This window comes from Streptococcus sp. A11 (assembly GCF_043674225.1).
GTDB classification, from domain to species: Bacteria; Bacillota; Bacilli; order Lactobacillales; family Streptococcaceae; genus Streptococcus; species Streptococcus suis_V.
The window spans coordinates 1-17,744 of sequence record NZ_JBIMJS010000012.1 but is presented as its reverse complement, the minus strand read 5'-3'; the positions used below and the strand labels follow the sequence as shown (position 1 = coordinate 17,744).

Annotated in this window: 15 protein-coding genes and 2 pseudogenes; 5 read left to right on the top strand and 12 right to left on the bottom strand. The window is 45.8% G+C overall.

Annotated features, from left to right (window positions below; genetic code table 11):
- Positions 1-125: 125 nt before the first annotated feature.
- Positions 126-1,619: pseudogene (locus ACHBIF_RS07770) on the top strand (zinc carboxypeptidase); the annotation flags it as partial.
- Positions 1,620-1,633: 14 nt separating this feature from the next.
- Entirely contained in the window at positions 1,634-1,801 is a 168-nt protein-coding gene (locus ACHBIF_RS07765) for an LPXTG cell wall anchor domain-containing protein (RefSeq protein ID WP_394719719.1), read from the top strand.
- Positions 1,802-1,935: 134 nt separating this feature from the next.
- On the opposite strand, the gene ACHBIF_RS07760 is transcribed toward ACHBIF_RS07765, so the two are convergent.
- From ACHBIF_RS07760 to cdaA, 4 genes are read right to left on the bottom strand one after another with little or no spacing between them, the layout of a single operon-like run.
- Positions 1,936-3,480: an ABC-F family ATP-binding cassette domain-containing protein gene (locus tag ACHBIF_RS07760; protein WP_394719717.1), complete on the bottom strand. Its 1,545-nt coding sequence runs from the start codon at positions 3,478-3,480 to the stop codon at positions 1,936-1,938.
- 50 nt (positions 3,481-3,530) lie between these two features.
- On the bottom strand, positions 3,531-4,883 hold the full coding sequence (gene glmM / locus ACHBIF_RS07755) for a phosphoglucosamine mutase (RefSeq protein WP_394719715.1): 1,353 nt from the start codon (positions 4,881-4,883) through the stop codon (positions 3,531-3,533).
- A 28-nt stretch (positions 4,884-4,911) separates the two neighbouring features.
- A complete protein-coding gene (locus ACHBIF_RS07750; protein WP_394719782.1) occupies positions 4,912-5,625 on the bottom strand; it encodes a YbbR-like domain-containing protein in 714 nt (237 codons plus the stop codon).
- Positions 5,625-6,467 (bottom strand): diadenylate cyclase CdaA, encoded by an 843-nt coding sequence (gene cdaA, locus ACHBIF_RS07745; RefSeq protein WP_105110752.1) that lies wholly within the window; start codon positions 6,465-6,467, stop codon positions 5,625-5,627. Before cdaA ends, ACHBIF_RS07750 begins: the two co-directional genes overlap by 1 nt.
- 157 nt (positions 6,468-6,624) lie before the next feature.
- Here cdaA and murT point away from each other — a divergent pair, with 157 nt between their 5' ends.
- Positions 6,625-7,968 carry a lipid II isoglutaminyl synthase subunit MurT gene (gene murT, locus ACHBIF_RS07740; RefSeq protein ID WP_394719712.1) on the top strand — a complete coding sequence of 448 codons (1,344 nt, stop codon included), beginning with the start codon at positions 6,625-6,627 and terminating at the stop codon, positions 7,966-7,968.
- Positions 7,968-8,753, top strand: a complete 786-nt coding sequence (gene gatD, locus ACHBIF_RS07735; RefSeq protein ID WP_394719710.1) for a lipid II isoglutaminyl synthase subunit GatD — start codon at positions 7,968-7,970, stop codon at positions 8,751-8,753. The genes murT and gatD overlap by 1 nt, the downstream gene beginning before the upstream one ends.
- A 38-nt stretch (positions 8,754-8,791) precedes the next feature.
- Here gatD and ACHBIF_RS07730 read toward each other — a convergent pair whose 3' ends face one another.
- The 3 genes from ACHBIF_RS07730 to ACHBIF_RS07720 form a co-directional block, all read right to left on the bottom strand.
- On the bottom strand, positions 8,792-9,619 hold the full coding sequence (locus ACHBIF_RS07730; RefSeq protein WP_394719708.1) for a methyltransferase domain-containing protein: 828 nt from the start codon (positions 9,617-9,619) through the stop codon (positions 8,792-8,794).
- Between the two features lies 1 nt (position 9,620).
- Positions 9,621-10,097: a DUF3955 domain-containing protein gene (locus ACHBIF_RS07725; RefSeq protein ID WP_394719706.1), complete on the bottom strand. Its 477-nt coding sequence runs from the start codon at positions 10,095-10,097 to the stop codon at positions 9,621-9,623.
- Positions 10,098-10,283: 186 nt separating this feature from the next.
- The gene (locus ACHBIF_RS07720) at positions 10,284-12,182 is read right to left on the bottom strand and encodes an ABC-F family ATP-binding cassette domain-containing protein (RefSeq protein WP_394719704.1); all 1,899 of its coding nucleotides are present in this window, start codon (positions 12,180-12,182) and stop codon (positions 10,284-10,286) included.
- 303 nt (positions 12,183-12,485) lie between these two features.
- Here ACHBIF_RS07720 and ACHBIF_RS07715 point away from each other — a divergent pair.
- A pseudogene (locus ACHBIF_RS07715) lies at positions 12,486-13,234 on the top strand (IS3 family transposase); the annotation flags it as partial.
- A gap of 163 nt (positions 13,235-13,397) precedes the next feature.
- Here the strand turns inward: ACHBIF_RS07715 and ACHBIF_RS07710 are convergent.
- The 5 genes from ACHBIF_RS07710 to ACHBIF_RS07690 all read right to left on the bottom strand — a co-directional run bounded on the left by ACHBIF_RS07710 (position 13,398) and on the right by ACHBIF_RS07690 (position 17,353).
- Entirely contained in the window at positions 13,398-13,610 is a 213-nt protein-coding gene (locus tag ACHBIF_RS07710; protein ID WP_394719702.1) for a glycosyltransferase family 2 protein, read from the bottom strand.
- Between the two features lie 90 nt (positions 13,611-13,700).
- Positions 13,701-14,057 carry a hypothetical protein gene (locus tag ACHBIF_RS07705; protein ID WP_394719700.1) on the bottom strand — a complete coding sequence of 119 codons (357 nt, stop codon included), beginning with the start codon at positions 14,055-14,057 and terminating at the stop codon, positions 13,701-13,703.
- Positions 14,058-14,069: 12 nt separating this feature from the next.
- Positions 14,070-14,789, bottom strand: coding sequence for a M57 family metalloprotease (locus tag ACHBIF_RS07700; protein ID WP_105110742.1), 720 nt, complete (start codon positions 14,787-14,789; stop codon positions 14,070-14,072).
- 68 nt (positions 14,790-14,857) lie between these two features.
- Positions 14,858-15,634 carry an alpha/beta hydrolase family protein gene (locus ACHBIF_RS07695; protein WP_105110741.1) on the bottom strand — a complete coding sequence of 259 codons (777 nt, stop codon included), beginning with the start codon at positions 15,632-15,634 and terminating at the stop codon, positions 14,858-14,860.
- Between the two features lie 57 nt (positions 15,635-15,691).
- Entirely contained in the window at positions 15,692-17,353 is a 1,662-nt protein-coding gene (locus ACHBIF_RS07690; protein ID WP_105122654.1) for a ribonuclease J, read from the bottom strand.
- Between the last annotated feature and the right edge of the window lie 391 nt (positions 17,354-17,744).

The following is a 17,744-nucleotide window of genomic DNA, read 5'->3' as shown; positions in this document are numbered from 1 at the left end:
TCTCCTAAATCTTTATACCAGTATATCACAAATCCCCTAGATTGAAAATACGAAGGGAAAAGAAGGACTGACTTACCCAGCCTGACCAGATGTTGGCCAAGTTAAAAGAAACTTTGACTACAAGCTACCGAAGTATTCTTGGACATACCATCGAAATTCCAGAAACCAACCAAGAATCCTTTAAAGCCGGATTCTATGCTGTCCTCAGGGGCATCAACCACATGGCCAGCAAGCCTGATAATTTGATAAACATGCGCCTCACCTACTATTCACGCGGTGTGAATAAGGTAGAAGATCCAAAGGCTGTGGCAGAACTGGTCGGACCAGACGGAGAAGTCGTAGGTCGTATTAAGAATGATCAACCAAAATTCTTCCCTGACTATTATGACATCCCAATGTCTCTGGAATAGAATAATGACATGGAAGAAGCCTTTAAAATGATTGACTACTTCAAGCGCAACGGCGTCCTTGTCACCGAGCTGACAGAGAATGCCGGTCCATTTAACAAGGGCGACTTGGTGGTAGATATGGCACAAGCCAAGCGTGGATTTGCCAACCACGTCCTCTACACTGGTTAAGATGAGTCCAAATGGGGGGGCTATGTATGCTGAATTGGTCGTGAATTTCCCTGATATGAGAGGCTTTAAGGCGATAGCTGTCTTTGAAGAAAATCTCTTTGACGGCAAACTTGGAAGCATTACCTGGACCAAGGCCGCACGGACAAGCGACATCGACTACAAGACACCGTACTACATTGTGGCCAATACTTCCGAGTCAGCAGTCAAGGCCATCAACCAGGCGATTAAGCAAGGTCAAAAAGTCTACTTGACAGAAGCCAGCTACATTATCAAAACCGATCAATTTGTTCAACTATTGGACCAATATGCCCTCTATGGTGAACACCTCTACAAGCAACCTGTAGACACAGAATTGAAAGCTATTAAGGTCTACGCTCCTTCACACAGCTATAGATGGGCTGGAGATTTTGCCATCCGCGCCAACACCGCCTTGGTAGTGGAACGCAGGGGATTTGAAACCGTTGAAACTCCTGATGAAGCTGATGCAATCATCCTGGAATCCGAACAATTTGATGCCAGCATGTTTGGGCAGAAACCAGTCATTGTTGTCGGTGGTGCGGCTGTGCAGAAACTGGAAGAATTAGGTATTATAGAAGGCTTTAATGCAGAAATGTTTGATGGTGGTTATGACTTTGAAGGACTAATGAAGACAGTCGTTGACGATAGTGACCCTCTGACAAGCGGATATGCCATGAACGACCTCTTCTATTCCAATTCTGGTAACTGGATTGAGGGTATCCCAGAAGGCTTCCGAACCCTGGTTAAAATTGCTGACCAGGATTATTATATCGCTGGCTGGTGGCCTGGTCATGAGGGACTGGCTAGCAAGACTGTCGCTATAGCTGGCATGTATCAAGACCAATCTATCTTTATCTATGCAGGAATCCAACCAACAAGGTTCACCCTGTTCATTTCTTCCGCTGGGTGTCAAATGGCCTCTTCGGTAGCCAATTGGCAACTCTTGAAGACCTACCTCCAGTAGAAATTCTAGTTCCTCAGCCAAAACCAACTAGTCCAGACCAAGCCGATGATGCGCCCGCTCATCCTCTCTACCTATGCCTGTGACTATTCGTTTTGATAAAGCTGAAAGCAAGGAATCTTCTAGTCAACATGAAAACGAAGAAACTAGCTTGCCGAAAACAGGATCAGAGTTCAACTATTTCGCTACAGCACTGGGTAGCGTCTTATTAGTGGCTAGTTTCTATCGGAAAAAGCAACACTAAGTTGGTCACCGATTTTCACCTGGAGACAATAAAAAAATAGACCCCCAATTTTAGAAGCTGTGAATACAAGTTCTAAGATTGAAGTGCCTATATATGCAGTCTTGTCTACTGCTAAGGGACAAGGCTGCTTTTATTTACGTCAAGTCATTAAAATCCCAGACATCATCAACCCAGCCTTCATAGAAATCAGGCTCATGGCAGACCATGAGAATTGATCCCTTGTAGGCTTGAAGGGCACGTTTGAGTTCGTCCTTGGCATCCACATCCAAGTGGTTGGTTGGCTCGTCGAGAACCAAGACATTGTTTTCACGGTTCATGAGCAAACAGAAGCGAACCTTTGCCTGCTCACCACCTGAAAGGACTTGAATCTGACTTTCGATATGCTTGGAAGTCAGACCGCAACGGGCCAAAGCTGCTCGCACTTCTGCCTGGTTAAGGGCTGGAAAGGCATCCCAAACGGCTTCCAGCGGGGTCTGACGATTGCCACCAGCCACTTCCTGCTCGAAATAACCCACTTCCAGGTACTCGCCGCGATCGACTGAGCCGCCCAGAGGCTGGATAACACCCAACAAGCTCTTGAGCAGGGTCGATTTCCCGATACCATTGGCACCGACAATAGCAATTTTCTGATTGCGCTCGAAGGTCAGATTAAGCGGCTTGCGGGTCAAAACACGGTCATAGCCAATTTCCAAATCAGTCGTCTGGAAGATAAAACGACTTGGCGTCCGAGCCATTTTGAAATCAAAGCTCGGTTTTGGTTTTTCAGCTTGGAGCTCGATAATTTCCATCTTGTCCAATTTCTTCTGGCGGGACATGGCCATATTCCGTGTGGCCACACGGGCCTTATTGCGGTTTACAAAATCCTGCAAATCTGCAATTTCCTTCTGCTGGCGCTCGTAAGCTGCTTCTAATTGGGCCCGTTTCATAGCATGAACTTCCTGGAACTGGTAATAGTCACCTGAATAGCGGGTCAACTGCTGATTTTCCACATGGTAGACGATGTTAATCACGTCATTTAAAAATGGAATATCATGGGAAATGAGGACAAAGGCATTCTCATAATTTTGTAAGTAACGCTTGAGCCAGTCGATGTGTTCAGCATCCAGGTAGTTGGTTGGCTCATCCAAAAGCAAGATGTCTGGCTTTTCCAAAAGCAATTTAGCCAAAAGAATCTTGGTCCGCTGGCCACCAGAAAGTTCAGTCACATCCTTGTCCATACCATAGTCCATGACACCAAGAGCACGCGCTACTTCGTCAATTTTTGCGTCCAGCGTATAGAAATCACGACTTTCCAGACGGTCTTGGAGCTCCCCGACTTCCTCCATGAGGGCATCCATATCGGCTCCCTCATCCGCCATGGACATGTAGATATCATTGATACGCGCCTCTGTCTTGAAGAGCTCATCAAAGGCTGTCCGCAAGACATCACGGACCGAACTACCTTTTTCTAGCTTGGCATGCTGATCCAAATAGCCTGCGGTCACATAACGAGACCACTCCACCTTACCTTCATCTGGCTGGAGCTGACCGGTCACGATGGACATGAAGGTCGATTTCCCCTCGCCGTTGGCACCGATAAGTCCGATATGCTCACCCTTGAGCAGGCGGAAGGATACATTTTCAAAAATCGCACGGTCACCAAAACCGTGACTGAGGTTTTTCACTTCTAAGATACTCATATTTTCCTCACAAAAGAGGCTGGAAATCCTTCCAGTCTCTATCTCATTTCTTAATCCAAACCGATCTCAGCACGGACCACATCAGCAATGGTATCTACATAGTAGTCAACTTCTGCATCCGTTGGCGCCTCAGCCATGACTCGGAGGAGCGGCTCGGTACCGCTTGGACGGACAAGAATACGGCCGTTGCCTGCCATTTCAGCCTCCATTTTCTCGATAATAGCTGCGATAGCTGCTACTTCCATAGCCTTGTCCTTCATGCTGTTTTCCACACGTATGTTGACCAATTTCTGTGGATAGATAGTAACTTCTGCTGCTAATTCAGACAGTGTTTTGCCTGTTTCTTTCATGACTTTTGTCAATTGCACAGCGGTCAGCTGGCCGTCTCCTGTGGTGTTATAATCCATGAGAATAACATGTCCTGACTGCTCACCGCCGACATTATAGCCAGACTTCCGCATTTCTTCAACGACATAGCGGTCACCAACTGCGGTCACGGCTTTTTCAATTCCCTCGCGGTCCAAGGCCTTATGGAAACCGAGGTTGGACATGACGGTTGTGACAATGGTGTTTTTAGCAAGAAGTCCCTTGTCTGCTAGGTACTTGCCGACGATATACATGATTCGGTCGCCGTCAACCAAGTCACCATTTTCATCGACAGCAATCAAGCGGTCGCTGTCGCCATCAAATGCCAGACCGATTTGGCTACCTGTTTCTTTCACCAATTCTTGCAGCTGCTCAGGATGGGTTGAACCGACTCCCTCGTTGATATTCAAACCGTCAGGTTGTTCAGCCATTACAGTCAACTCGGCCCCCAAATCAGCAAAGACTTGACGGGCACTGGTTGCTGCTGCGCCGTTGGCAGTATCCAAAGCAACTTTCATTCCTTCCAACTCCAAGCCTGTTGACACCAGGAATTGCTGGTATTTGCGCAAGCCTTCTGGATAGTCGACTACGTCGCCCAAACCTTTGGCAGACGGGCGCGGAAGTGTGTCCTCTTCAGCATCCAAGAGTGCTTCAATTTCTGCTTCCAAGGCATCGTCCAATTTGAAACCGTCGCCTGCGAAAAACTTGATGCCGTTGTCCTGGGCTGGGTTGTGGCTGGCAGAAATCATGACACCAGCGCTAGCTTTTTCCGTCCGAACCAAATAAGCCACACCTGGAGTTGCCAAAACGCCTAACTTGTATACATGAATGCCGACTGAGAGAAGGCCGGCAACCAAAGCCGCCTCCAACATCTGTCCAGAAATACGCGTATCACGCGCCACAAAGACACGTGGCGTATCCGTTTCGTGTTGACTGAGAACATAGCCACCAAAACGACCCAACTTGAAAGCCAATTCTGGTGTCAATTCTACGTTTGCTTCACCACGGACACCGTCCGTACCAAAATATTTACCCATTTTTCAATTTCCTCAATATGTATTTGATTTATTTCGTTTCTTTTACAGTTACTTGAATATTTGTCGTTCGTTCTGACAAGACAACTGGCAATACGTTACCATCAGCATCTACAGCTTGAATCGTTGCCTTACCACTGTAGTCCTTGTCAAGCTCTGCCAAGTCCATGACCACTGCTTCTATGTGGTCGATTTGTGCCAAGGTATCGGCATCAGACGTGACCTTAACCGAGTCTAGGGTCACAGACACCTTGTCTATAGCATAACCTGTTTTGAGCTGATTGCTATAAACCTTTCCTTCAACTGTATAACTCCGGCTAACCTTGTAGCCAATTTTCACCTTCATCTCAGCCGGAGAAAGAGTGGCATTCAAACCAGTAGGCAGGTTGGTCACCTGCAGCTCTACCGCCCGTTGACCAATCTCAAGATTATTTAAATCTGCTGTTACATGGAAGGTCCTGGTTAGTGGATCAGATTCCCGTTGCAAAATAACCCGGTCTGAGCCAGTCAACTCTACCGTCACACTGGGCGAAAAGCCTGAAATAAAATATTTATCACTGTCATAGCTAATATCAATCGGCACATTGGCTAGTGTATAAGTGTAGGTTTCCGACTCTTTCTGCGTTGTTGCACTAGTAGCGACTAAATTATTCTTATAATTGGTCGTGGTAGCATAGAAGAAGAGCAACAAAGACAGGAGAATAGACAGGACCAAATGTCCAATCTGCTTATATTTTTCGTGCATCATCGTCCACCTAACCTCCTCAACCAAGATTTTTTGGCCGCAACTGTCGGCACAAATAGGTCACGCAATTCCTGCTCAAATTCTTCCAGGCTCAGATTATGCCTGAAAATACCATTATGGGCCGTCGAGATGCCGCCTGTTTCCTCTGAAACCACGAAAACAAAGGCATCAGAAGCCTCTGAAAGGCCGATAGCAGCCCTGTGTCGCGTACCAAATTCTTTTGAAATACCCGCACTTTCCGTCAATGGCAAGTAGGCACATGCCACAGCTACCTTTTCGTCTTTAATAATGACAGCACCGTCATGCAGAGGGGTATTGGGAATAAAGATATTGATGAGCAATTCCCGCGAAACATCCGCATCCAGAGGAATGCCTGTTGACTTGTACTCTTGCAAGGTCTGGGCCCTCTCGACAGCTACCAGGGCTCCGATTTTTCGAGGAGACATGTAGGCAACTGCCTGGACATAGGCCTGAACCAGGCTTTCTTCTGTGCTAAGATTGGCAGAAGAAAACAGCTGGGTGGTTCGACCCAATTTTTCCAATACTGAACGCAATTCCGGAGCAAAAATGATAACCGCTGCGATTACCCCATAGGTGATAACCTGGTTCATGAGCCAAGAAATAGTCTGAAGCCCAAGCAAGCTTGCAACAAGCTGGGCGACAATGAACAGGAATACCCCTCGAATAAGGGTCATAATCTTGGTCCCTGCGATCGCCTTGCTAAAATTATAAATCAAATAGAGAACGATACTAATATCGATGAGATGCAAGGCTGCCGTCCAAGGACTGGCTATCAAACTTGACCAATACCCAACATCAAATAATTGGTTTAAGTTTAACATGGATTCCTCAATACTTTCTTTATTATTTTCTTTTTCAAATGGAAACTAGTATTTCTATTGTACCATATTTTTCCGTCTCTTCCCATGATTAGCTACGCCCTATTTCTGACTATTCTCCATTCTAGAAAATCCCGACACTTTGTGTTACAATAAATCCATGAAAATAAGTACATTACTCGGCATTGCCGCAGGAAAAACCAGCCAGTTTGTCCTCAACAAACTAGGACGTGGCACTACCCTACCTGGGAAAATTGCCCTCAAATTCGATAAAGATATTTTAGATATTTTGGCCAAGGACTACAAAATTGTCGTCGTCACTGGAACCAACGGAAAAACCCTGACCACTGCTCTAACGGTCGGTATTTTGGAAGAAGCTTTTGGGGCGGTCACTACCAATACCAGCGGTGCCAATATGATTACAGGTATCACAGCGACTTTTCTGTCTGCCAAGAAAAATAAAAAGGGCAAGAAAATTGCGGTGCTAGAAATCGACGAAGCCAGCCTTGCCCGCGTGACCGACTTTATCAAGCCTAGCTTGATCGTCTTTACCAATATCTTCCGTGACCAGATGGATCGCTACGGTGAGATTTATACCACCTACCAGATGATTTTGGACGGGGCTGCAAAAGCTCCGCAGGCAACCATTTTGGCCAATGGAGATAGTCCGCTTTTCAACTCGACGAAAGTCGTCAATCCAGTGAAGTACTATGGTTTTGCGACAGAGGAGCATGAGCCTCGTCTAGCTCATTACAATACCGAGGGTGTTCTCTGTCCGCATTGCCACCAGATCATCCAGTACAAGCTCAATACCTACGCCAACTTGGGTAGCTACAGCTGTAGCAACTGCGGCTTTAGCCGACCTGAGCTGGACTACAAGTTGACCGAACTAAAAGAAATCACCAATACCTCTTCTACTTTTGCTATTGACGGACAGGACTACAAAATTAACATCGGAGGCCTCTACAACATCTACAATGCCCTAGCAGCTGTCAGCGTAGCAGAATTTTTCGGTGTATCTCCTGAGAAAATCAAGGCAGGATTTGACAAATCCAAGGCAGTCTTCGGTCGCCAAGAAACCTTTAAAATCGGGGACAAAGATTGTACGCTAGTCCTGATTAAAAACCCAGTTGGTGCTACTCAGGCCATTGAAATGATGAAATTGGCTCCTTACGATTTTAGCCTATCAGTACTTCTCAATGCCAACTACGCTGACGGGATTGACACCAGCTGGATTTGGGACGCTGACTTTGAGCAGATTACCCAAATGGACATTCCGCAAGTCTTTGCAGGTGGTGTGCGTTCGTCTGAAATCGCCCGTCGCCTCCGTGTGACTGGCTATCCTGAAGACCAGATTACTGAAACGCCGAAACTGGAAGACATCATGACCTTGATTGAGCAGTCGAGCAGTCAGCACACCTATATCCTCGCAACCTATACGGCTATGCTGGAATTCCGTGACCTGCTGGCTCAACGCCAAGCCGTTGGAAAGGAGATGAAATAATGGTCTATACATCATTAAAAAGTCCTGAAAAAGACTACACTTATGATCTCCACATCGCTCACCTCTACGGTGATTTGATGAACACCTATGGCGACAATGGCAATATCCTCATGCTCAAGTATGTGGCTGAAAAGCTCGGTGCTCGTGTTCAAGTCGATATTGTTTCTCTGACAGATGAGTTTGACAAGGATTTCTACGACATCGCCTTTTTCGGTGGTGGACAGGACTATGAACAATCTATTCTTGCAAAAGATTTACCAACTAAAAAAGACAGCCTAGCAGACTTCATCGAAAACGACGGTGTCATGCTGGCTATCTGCGGTGGCTTCCAGTTGCTCGGTCAATACTACATCGAAGCTGGCGGTCGCAAGATTGACGGTCTAGGTATCATGGGTCACTACACCCTCAACCAAACCAACAACCGTTACATCGGTGACATCAAAATTCACAATGATGAGTTCAACGAAACCTACTACGGTTTTGAAAACCACCAAGGCCGTACCTTCCTATCTGACAACCAAAAACCGCTGGGCAAGGTTGTCTATGGTAATGGCAACAATAAGGAAGACGGTGGCGAAGGCCTGCACTACAAAAACACCTTCGGCAGCTACTTCCACGGACCAATCCTGTCCCGCAATGCCAACCTAGCCTACCGCCTAGTCACAACTGCCCTCCGCAAAAAATACGGACAAGACATCCAACTTGCCAGCTACGCTGACATCCTCAGCAAAGAAGTCGCTGAAGAATACGGCGATGTGAAAAGCAAGGCAGAATTTGAGAAATAAAGCAAAACCGCTTCTGAATCCAGAGGCGGTTTCATTTTTTATTCAGTTCCTACCAAAAGCACTCCCTCCACTGTAATCTCAGTCAACTGGCTCAAATCCAACTTGGACTGGTCCACTTGGAAAAAGAGGGGTGTCATGTCTGCCAAGACTTGAGCATAGGTGACAGTTATGGGCATGGTTCGACTGACTAGCACTTGCTCCACCTGCCCCAGGTAAGACTTGAAATGGTCCACGATTTCTTGGTTATCATAGGACTCCTTGCGGAGTTGGTCTTTGGCTAAATGGCGGAGCTCCTTGAGGTGATTGGGCCCTGGGACCAGCTTGAGAATAGCCCCACCAGCTTTCAGCACTCTAGCAAACTCCTGATAATTGGCTGGGGAAAAGATGTCCAAGATGCCGTCAATGGTCTTATCTTGAATAGGTAACTTGGTTAAGTCACCGACAAACCATTTGACCGACTTGGTCCTGTCAGATTTGGCTGCTAGGAGTATGGAGTCCTTGGAAATATCAAAAGCAAGAATGTCCAAGTCCATTTTCTCGGCTAACTTACGGGAATAAAAGCCCTCTCCACAGCCGATGTCCAAGACAGACCGCAAGCCCAGCTCTGCTATTTTCCCCTCCAAAGCCTCGTAGAGATGATCGTAATAGCCCGCCTCTAAAAAGGCCTGACGGTTTTCAAAGCTAGACTTGTGGTAGTTGGCGGACTGCTTGACCTGGGGTGCCAGGTTGACGTAGCCCTGCTTGGCGAGGTCAAAGGTGTGGCGGTTGGGACAGCGGAGGCTGTTGAGGTCAAGACCAAGAGCCTTCCCACAATGTGGACAGGCGAAAAATTGGTCGCTGTTGGCAAAACGTTGGTATTTGGTCATCTTATTTGTATTCTTTTCTAAAGCGGTGCAGAGCTAGTCCTGATAGGAGCGTGGCAATGGCTCCTGTAAAGACCAGCAAGTAGCCGACTGGAATGAGATAAAAATTTTCATGTAGAATGCCCTTGGCATCGACATACTCGACGGAGTTTGCCTTGATGACAAAGCAGACGAAGCCGAGAAGGATGAGAAAACTACCGATAATGGTAATGGTCAGGTACATCTGGGTACGGCGGCCTTCACGACCGTCTTTTACAAGTTTTTCTGTCATGTTGTTCATGTCAGCTCCTCCTAAGATAAGTTGATCTAAGGAGATCAAAAAGACAGAGGACATGAGAATCAATAGCTCCAAATCAGGTAGGTTTTTGTCATTTTCCCAGTTGGAAACAGCCTGCCTGGTCACATTGAGTTTGAGGGCAAACTGTTCCTGAGTCAAACCTTTCTTTTTTCGTAAGTCTTTGATTTGCTGTCCAAAGTTCATTTCTTCTCCTTACTGGATCCCGTCTGGCAGGTCCTAAACTCATCTTAGACTGTCGGTCGATGTTTGCCAAGAAAGACTGGCTTGCTCTGGACTTTTTTAGCGAAAGGTGGTCTCGCTAACTCCGCAAGACTGGCTTGCAAGCTTGTTCTATCAAGGGTTTGAGCCTCTTGTCAACTTGCTGTCAACCTAGCCCATCTGCTCAGATAATTCTTCCCATTCTTCCATGAGGCTTTCTTGCTGGCTGGTCAGTTGGTCGATTTCTTTCTGGTAATCGGTCAGCTGACCGATGTCATTGGTTTCTAGCATGGCTTGATTGAGCTCACTCAAGCGGTTTTCAATGGTATCGATTTCTGCCTCGATTTGCTCGATGCGGCGGGCTAGTTTGCGTTGCTCTTTTTGGTTTTCCTTTTGAGCTTGGTAGTCCATGGCTCCGGCTGATTGGCTAGTACTTTCTAGCTGGTCAGGCTGGGCTTCTGCTTCCTGCTCTGCCTTTTTCTCCAAATAATAGTCATAGTCGCCCAAGTAGAGCGTGGAACCCGTTTCCGAGATTTCGAGCACCTTGGTGGCGACGCGGTTGATGAAATAGCGGTCGTGGCTGACAAAGAGCAGGGTGCCGTCAAACTCGATAAGGGCATTTTCTAGGACTTCCTTGCTGTCGATGTCCAGATGGTTGGTCGGCTCGTCGAGGATGAGGAAGTTGTTGTTTTCCATGGATAGCTTGGCCAGGAGTAGGCGAGCTTTTTCCCCACCCGATAGCATGGAAACGGACTTTTTGACGTCATCTCCTGAGAAGAGAAAGGCTCCTAGGCGGTTGCGGATTTCCACTTCAGGCGTGGTTGGAAAGGCGGACCAGAGCTCCTCCAAGACGGTGTTGGAAGGTGTCAGGGCTGACTGGGTCTGGTCGTAGTAGCCTACTTCCACGTTGGCTCCTAGCTTGGCTTCCCCTTTGATAAATGGCAGAGCTCCGATGATTGATTTGAGCAGGGTAGTTTTTCCGATTCCATTGGGACCAACAATGGCAATGGCATCCAGCTTGCGTTGGTCAATGGAAATGGGCTGAGACAGGATATCTCCATCGTAGCCAACCGCAGCATTTTCCACTGTCAAGACGATATTGCCAGAAGTCTTGTCCGACTGGAAGGTCATGTTGGCAGACTTCTGACCAGTTGTTGGCTTGTCCAATCGATCCATCTTTTCCAACTGCTTGCGTCTAGCCTGAGCGCGCTTGGTGGTCGAAGCACGGACAATATTTTTCTGGACAAAGTCTTCTAACTTGGCAATTTCCTTCTGCTGCTTTTCATAGTTCTGCAACTCCGTCTGTAACTTCTGCTCTTTGAGCTCGACAAACTGAGAATAATTGCCCACATAACGATCCAAGGAATGCTTGGTCAAATCCAGTGTCAGTGTCGCCACCTTGTCCAAGAAATAGCGGTCATGGCTGACAATAATCAAAGCTCCCTTGTAATGCACTAGGTAGTTTTCCAGCCAAGCAATGGTTTCAATGTCCAGGTGGTTGGTTGGCTCGTCCAGCACCAAGAGTTCTGGGCTTTCAAGCAACATTTTTGCCAGTGCAAGACGAGTATTCTGCCCCCCAGAGAGTTCGGAGATTTTCATGTCCCACATGGTCTGGTCAAACTTGAAACCGTTCAAAATAGCACGGATATCCGCCTCATAGTTAAAGCCACCTGCCAGACGAAATTCTTCCGACAGACTATCATAGGTCTTCATGAGCTGGTCGAGTTCATTACCAGACAGACTCCCCATTTGCTCTTCCATAGACCGCAAGCGTTTCTCCGTCATCCGCAGGTCGTCAAAGACATGGAGCATTTCATCGTAAATAGTATTTGCCGACTCAAAACGACTGTCCTGTGCCAGATAAGAAAGGGACAAATCACGCTTGGTTGAAATCTCTCCGCTTGTCGCTGCTTCTTCTCCGACAAGGATTTTGAGCAGAGTAGACTTGCCTGCCCCATTTTTTCCAACAAGGGCAATCCGATCCCGCTCATCGACTTGAATGTTGATATTGTTAAATAAAACCTCGCCCGCAAATGAGCGTTCAATCTTGTTTCCGTTCAATATAATCATACTCAATATTTTACCATAAAACACTCAAAAATTCCCCCACCGAAAAAGTAGAGGAGTTCCAATTAAAGGGGAGTTCACCATACTTCTATGAACTAATGTCTAGAAATAAGTCTTAAGAAACATTATTCTAGAGACAGTGAATCTTCGCCAGTAAGAGAACAGACTAACCGTAGTAAATAACTCCAATCAACCTTAAAATGATTAAATCGACTTCTCTGACTATAAACTTGTTTCAACTGATTTTGTATAGAAGATAAAAAACTTAGCGGAACTGTTTCATATACACTAAATATAGGCAAGCTCCAAACAACTTCTGAACAGGAAAATTTAGGATTGATGAATGTCATCAAGGAACTTCATAGCCAGCATAATGGTATTCTTGGTTATCGTCGTATGACGGTATTTGTCAATCACAAGCTTGAAACAAACTACAACAAGAAGCGGATTCGACGCTTGATGCACATTCTAGGTCTACGTTCCATTATCAGAAGAGCCAAGGGGTATTGTACTAAGACGAGCTTTGTCAATGTAGAGGACAACATTCTCAATCGTAATTTTACAGCTACTGCTCCAAATCAGAAATGGTGTACTGATGTGACTTTCTTGAAGTACGGTCTCGATTGTAAGGCCTACTTGAGTGCTATTAAGGATCTATACGACGGCTCTATTGTCGCTTATGTAGTTGGTCAGTTTAATGATAATGAGTTGGTGTTAGAGACACTTCGTAAAGCCCGAAAAGCTAACCCTGATGCGACACCATTAATTCACAGCGACCGAGGTTCGCAGTATACTTCAAAAGATTATTACCGCTTAACAACCCAGTATCAGATGACCCGATCTATGTCTCGTGTTGGTAAGTGTATTGACAATGCACCAATTGAGAGTTTCTTTGGGCACTTTAAGACGGAGTGCATGATTTGAAGAAATATAAGACTTTTGAGGAGCTAGTTTCAGATATTGATGCCTACATCTATTTTTACAATCATCAACGTGTTCAAGAGCGCAACAACGGCCTTGGCCCTCTTGAAATGAGGAACAAGGCCGTCGCCTAATCTTTTATTATTTCATTGTCCACTTGACAGGGAGCTATTCATACAATCCCTGTGTTTTTCCAAATAATCAATCTGAATTGCAAAACGATCTGGGTGAGCGATATTATACGAATCCATACGGGCAATAAATTCAGTTTTAATCTTACTCAAAGCTAGATTCTTACTAGTAGAAAATACCTAGATTTTTATAAATTTTTATCAAATATATCCTAGGGTCCCGATAAAACTTTATGATGTCTGCAGCCTTATCCTCACTGCCATCATCAACAATAAGGAACTTAAAATCTTGGTAGCTTTGACAGAGGATACTATCTATTGCTTCCTTAACAATAGTCTCCCTATTATAGACTGGCATAATTACAGTTAGCTTTGCCATTATTTCTCCAAAATATTTCCCAACTTAATTAATAGTAACATTATTTTTACAACTATAGTAGCAAAAAATCCAGCTCTGGACTGGATTTCATCAATTCACAAAGCCTTGCAAGAGTTCCCAATGTTGCCAGACAAGGTATAGCCCGCCTCCGATAATGATAAGCAAAATCAGGAATTTTATCAAGCCTTTGACAAAGCGGACGATAAGCATCAAAATCATGGACACAATCAACCAGCCCCAGGCCGATGAATTGAGTAGATTATCCATACCAGTCAGGCTTGAGCCTGCCATTGCTCGCAAGGGAACTGGAATTTTCTCTAGCCAGTCGGTGGTCAGACCAAGCTGGCGGACAATGGCTGAGCTGGTTGACTGCAGCCAGACAAAGATACCAGCATTGTAAAACAAGAGAAAAGCTTGTTCGGGATAACGCTTAATGAACTTAATCAAAATAAATCCTTTCTAGTTGTTTGCATAAAGCTGAATGACCGCATCCACATCTTCCTGCTGAATGCCTGTATAGGACCCTGCAGACTCCATGACAGAAGCTCTGCCATCTTCATGGCCTAAGCCAAGGGCATGCCCCAGCTCATGCTCAGCTGTGTGCAGGATTCGGTCAAATTCATAACCATATTGGGGATTTAAAAGATAGTAACGATTGAGTCTCACCGTCACACTGGTATAAAAATTGGTCAGAAGATTGGTCGTCGAATTGGCCTCCCCAGCAGCCTGGGTAGTACTATCATTGACATCTGTCGCAATAATATCTGCTGCCTCCGGGCTATCGACCAACTCAAACGTAAAGGCACCTGTCTGGTTCCAATTGGCAATGGCCTGCACGTAGGCCTGGCGTAAAATTGGCTCCTGGCTCTCAATATATACCGTAGCACGATTGCTTTCCCACCGTCCATGGTCGCCTGTGTTGACAGTATCCGTAGCCAGATGCTTGATAGTATCGACACCCTCTTGTAGCTTGACTGGAGACTGTCCTTTGACAATCAGCTCCGCCTCCTGCAGAACCCTATCCAAGGTTTGGTAGGCATTTTCCCTCTGAAAAACAAAGAGCAAAGCCAGGGCCAGAGCTGTGATTAAAACAGTCGACCAGATAAAATTCCAAATCAAACTGACCAACCAAGTAAGAATTCTTAGGAAAAATCCAAGGACACTTTTTATTAGTTTCATAGACTATACCTCTTTCTGGAGATGGTCAACAGTATAGCAAATAAAGCTAAAATTTACCTTAAAGCAGCTTAGGATAGTCTTTCCTCCAACTCAAAGTCAATCGGCAGCCATTGGAGGACGTACTCAATTTGCTGGTTCCAATAGTGCCACTCGTGCTTACCAGGTCCCTTACTAGCCTCGATGTCCAAGCCCATCTTTTTCAAATCAGCAATAGCCTTCTCATGACCTGCAAAAAGAAAATCTTCCTCTCCACACCAAGCGTAAAACTTGGTTTTCTTATCTGACTGCTTGGCAATCTCTGTCAAATTATTTGGATTCTTAGCATTATGAATGTCTCCGAACACACCCGTCCAGTAGGCTAGATTTCCCAAATCAGCCGTCCCTTCATTGTCAAAATCAAAGGCCAGGGCACCAGAAAGCGAGGCCGCGTATGAAAAACGGTTGGTAGACAGGGCAATCTTGAAGGCACCATATCCGCCCATGGACAGACCAGCAATGAAGTTTTTCTCCCGCTTGTCGGACATATTTGGAAAGAACCGCTTGAGAACCTGCGGCAGTTCAATGGCAATGGCATCGTAATAATTCATGCCGTAGGTCGTATTAGTGTACCAGCCCTTGTCCGTATTAACCATGACAACGATGAGATTGGTATAGCGTACCAATCGTTCTATGGTCGAGCGATTGAGCCAGGAATCCTGATTGCCACCCATCCCATGCAAGAGGTAGAGGACTGGGATATCCTTATCATCAGGATTAGGTATACGATTGCGGTCTGGATAAATGACATTAACCTGCCGTGACATATCCAAGGCCTCCGAATGATATTCAATTTTCATAATAGCCATCTGCTTTCTCCTATTCTAAAGAGCCAGTTTGGGCTGGCTCTCATCACTTATTTTCTCTTATTTTACTTCCATAATCACCGGCAAAATAGCTGGGCGACGTTTGGTTTGGTCAAAGAGGAATTTTGCCAGGTCATCGCGGACGGTTGCCTTCAGTTCTGACCAGTCAAAGCTATCCTTGGTGAAGTAGTTTTCCACGCTGGCATTGACCAAATCAGATGCCTCACGCAGGATGTCCTTGCTCTTCTTGACATAGACAAAGCCACGGGTATTGACCCTCGCCTTAGAAATAATGCGTTTCTCACGGCGATTGACCGTCAGAGCCACGATGAAAATACCGTCCTCTGATAGGATTTTACGGTCACGGAGGACCACATTTCCCACATCTCCCATGGCATTACCATCAATCATGATATCCCCTGCTGGAACGGCCCCACTGTGGACAAAATCACCATCCTCATAGGCCATAACATCACCACGTTTGACGATGATAATATTTTCTGGATACATGCCAATTTCCAGCGCAGCCTTGGCGTGGGCGTTGAGCTGGCGATACTCACCTTGAATCGGGAAGAGATACTTGGGTTTCATGATATTGAGCATGAGCTGCAAATCACGCGCATTGCCGTGACCAGACACATGCAGGTTCTTGGCCACAGACTTGACGGTGCCCCCCGCCTTATAAATCATGTTTTCCACACGGGCTACAACCGCTTCCTTAGAAATACTTGGCGTCGTTACGATATAGACCAAATCGCCGTCCTTGATCTCAACATAGCGGTGACGTCCGATTGACATTTTGCGTAAACCATTGAGGGGCTCACCCATACGACCAGTTTCAAGAATAATCAGCTCATGGTCCTCATACTTGTTCATGTCCTTAGGCTTGACCAAGAGACGCTCGCTGACCAACTTCAATTTTTTCAGGGAAATAGCTGTGCGGACAATATTTTCCACGTCATGACCAGTCAGAACGACACGACGACCTGTCCTATCAGCTGCATCGAAAATTTGCTGGATACGGGTAATATTGCTGGCCACTGCTGCTACAATGATACGACCTTCCCAGTCGGAAATGGTATTGTAAATTTCATTGGCCACCTCTTTCATGCTGGCCACCTGAACCTTACTATCCGCATTGGCAGAGTCAGAAAGCAGGGCCAAGACACCCTCGTTACCAATCTCAGCCAAGCGACCAAAATCCGTCTGGTAGAGCTTATCAGCTGCCTGGTCAAACTTGAAATCACCAGTATAGACGATATTGCCCTGGTCAGTCTTGATGACCACACCCAAACTCTCAGGAATGGAGTGTGTTGTCTGGAAGAAGGATACCACCGCATCACCAAAATCAATCTCCGTATCTGCATCGATGACATGGAAATCATTGAATTTTTTGGTAGAATTATTGTTTTTAACAATCAATTTTGCCAATTCCACCGTCAAGTGTGAACCGAAAACCGGTACCTTCACTTTTTCCAGCAGGTAAGGCAGGGCACCAATGGCATCCGCATGCCCGTGGGACAAGAAAACGCCAGCCACACGCTGTTTGTTTTCTTCCAAATAATCAAAGTTTGGCACGACCACGTCCACACCCAGCTGTTCATTTTCAGGATATTTGGCTCCGGCGTCCAATACAAAAATATGCTCATTGACTTCAGCGATGTAGAGATTTTTTCCATTCTCACGTACACCACCGAGCGCCATGATTTTTATGCTACTCATCTTTTCTCCTTTGGGGCAATCATACCTGCCCAGTTTATTTTTTCATACCAACGGTCCTTGCCTCCTCACAGTTCAGACGCAAGTCGAATTACAGTCTGCTACACATGTAGCTGTCATTTCTATTATACAATTTTTCAGGAAAATTTACAAAAAACTCTGCCGATTGTTGACAGAGCTTTATTATCCTATGGCAGGTCGACGATTTGGATATCAAAACCCAAACTTTCTACAAAAGCAAGAACATCCTGGGTTGCCACAAAAATTGTCTTGGTATTTATATTTGGATGAAATGTCAGAATCTTTTCCGTCCCAATTTGTCAAGTCAAGTGCAACAAGTTCATTGATAACTAGAGATCCAGAGGTTAAGCTGTCTGGGCTAGCCCAAACAGAA

What these genes read in the sequence shown, in the direction of transcription:
- glmM (WP_394719715.1), bottom strand. Translation starts at nt 4,883, where the DNA reads ATGGGTAAATATTTTGGTACGGACGGTGTCCGTGGTGAAGCAAACGTA.
- ACHBIF_RS07690 (WP_105122654.1), bottom strand. Translation starts at nt 17,353, where the DNA reads ATGAGTAGCATAAAAATCATGGCGCTCGGTGGTGTACGTGAGAATGGA.
- ACHBIF_RS07730 (WP_394719708.1), bottom strand. Translation starts at nt 9,619, where the DNA reads ATGACCAAATACCAACGTTTTGCCAACAGCGACCAATTTTTCGCCTGT.
- cdaA (WP_105110752.1), bottom strand. Translation starts at nt 6,467, where the DNA reads ATGTTAAACTTAAACCAATTATTTGATGTTGGGTATTGGTCAAGTTTG.
- ACHBIF_RS07725 (WP_394719706.1), bottom strand. Translation starts at nt 10,097, where the DNA reads ATGAACTTTGGACAGCAAATCAAAGACTTACGAAAAAAGAAAGGTTTG.
- ACHBIF_RS07750 (WP_394719782.1), bottom strand. Translation starts at nt 5,625, where the DNA reads ATGCACGAAAAATATAAGCAGATTGGACATTTGGTCCTGTCTATTCTC.
- ACHBIF_RS07720 (WP_394719704.1), bottom strand. Translation starts at nt 12,182, where the DNA reads ATGATTATATTGAACGGAAACAAGATTGAACGCTCATTTGCGGGCGAG.
- murT (WP_394719712.1), top strand. Translation starts at nt 6,625, where the DNA reads ATGAAAATAAGTACATTACTCGGCATTGCCGCAGGAAAAACCAGCCAG.
- ACHBIF_RS07700 (WP_105110742.1), bottom strand. Translation starts at nt 14,789, where the DNA reads ATGAAACTAATAAAAAGTGTCCTTGGATTTTTCCTAAGAATTCTTACT.
- gatD (WP_394719710.1), top strand. Translation starts at nt 7,968, where the DNA reads ATGGTCTATACATCATTAAAAAGTCCTGAAAAAGACTACACTTATGAT.
- ACHBIF_RS07710 (WP_394719702.1), bottom strand. Translation starts at nt 13,610, where the DNA reads ATGGCAAAGCTAACTGTAATTATGCCAGTCTATAATAGGGAGACTATT.
- ACHBIF_RS07695 (WP_105110741.1), bottom strand. Translation starts at nt 15,634, where the DNA reads ATGGCTATTATGAAAATTGAATATCATTCGGAGGCCTTGGATATGTCA.
- ACHBIF_RS07760 (WP_394719717.1), bottom strand. Translation starts at nt 3,480, where the DNA reads ATGAGTATCTTAGAAGTGAAAAACCTCAGTCACGGTTTTGGTGACCGT.
- ACHBIF_RS07765 (WP_394719719.1), top strand. Translation starts at nt 1,634, where the DNA reads ATGCCTGTGACTATTCGTTTTGATAAAGCTGAAAGCAAGGAATCTTCT.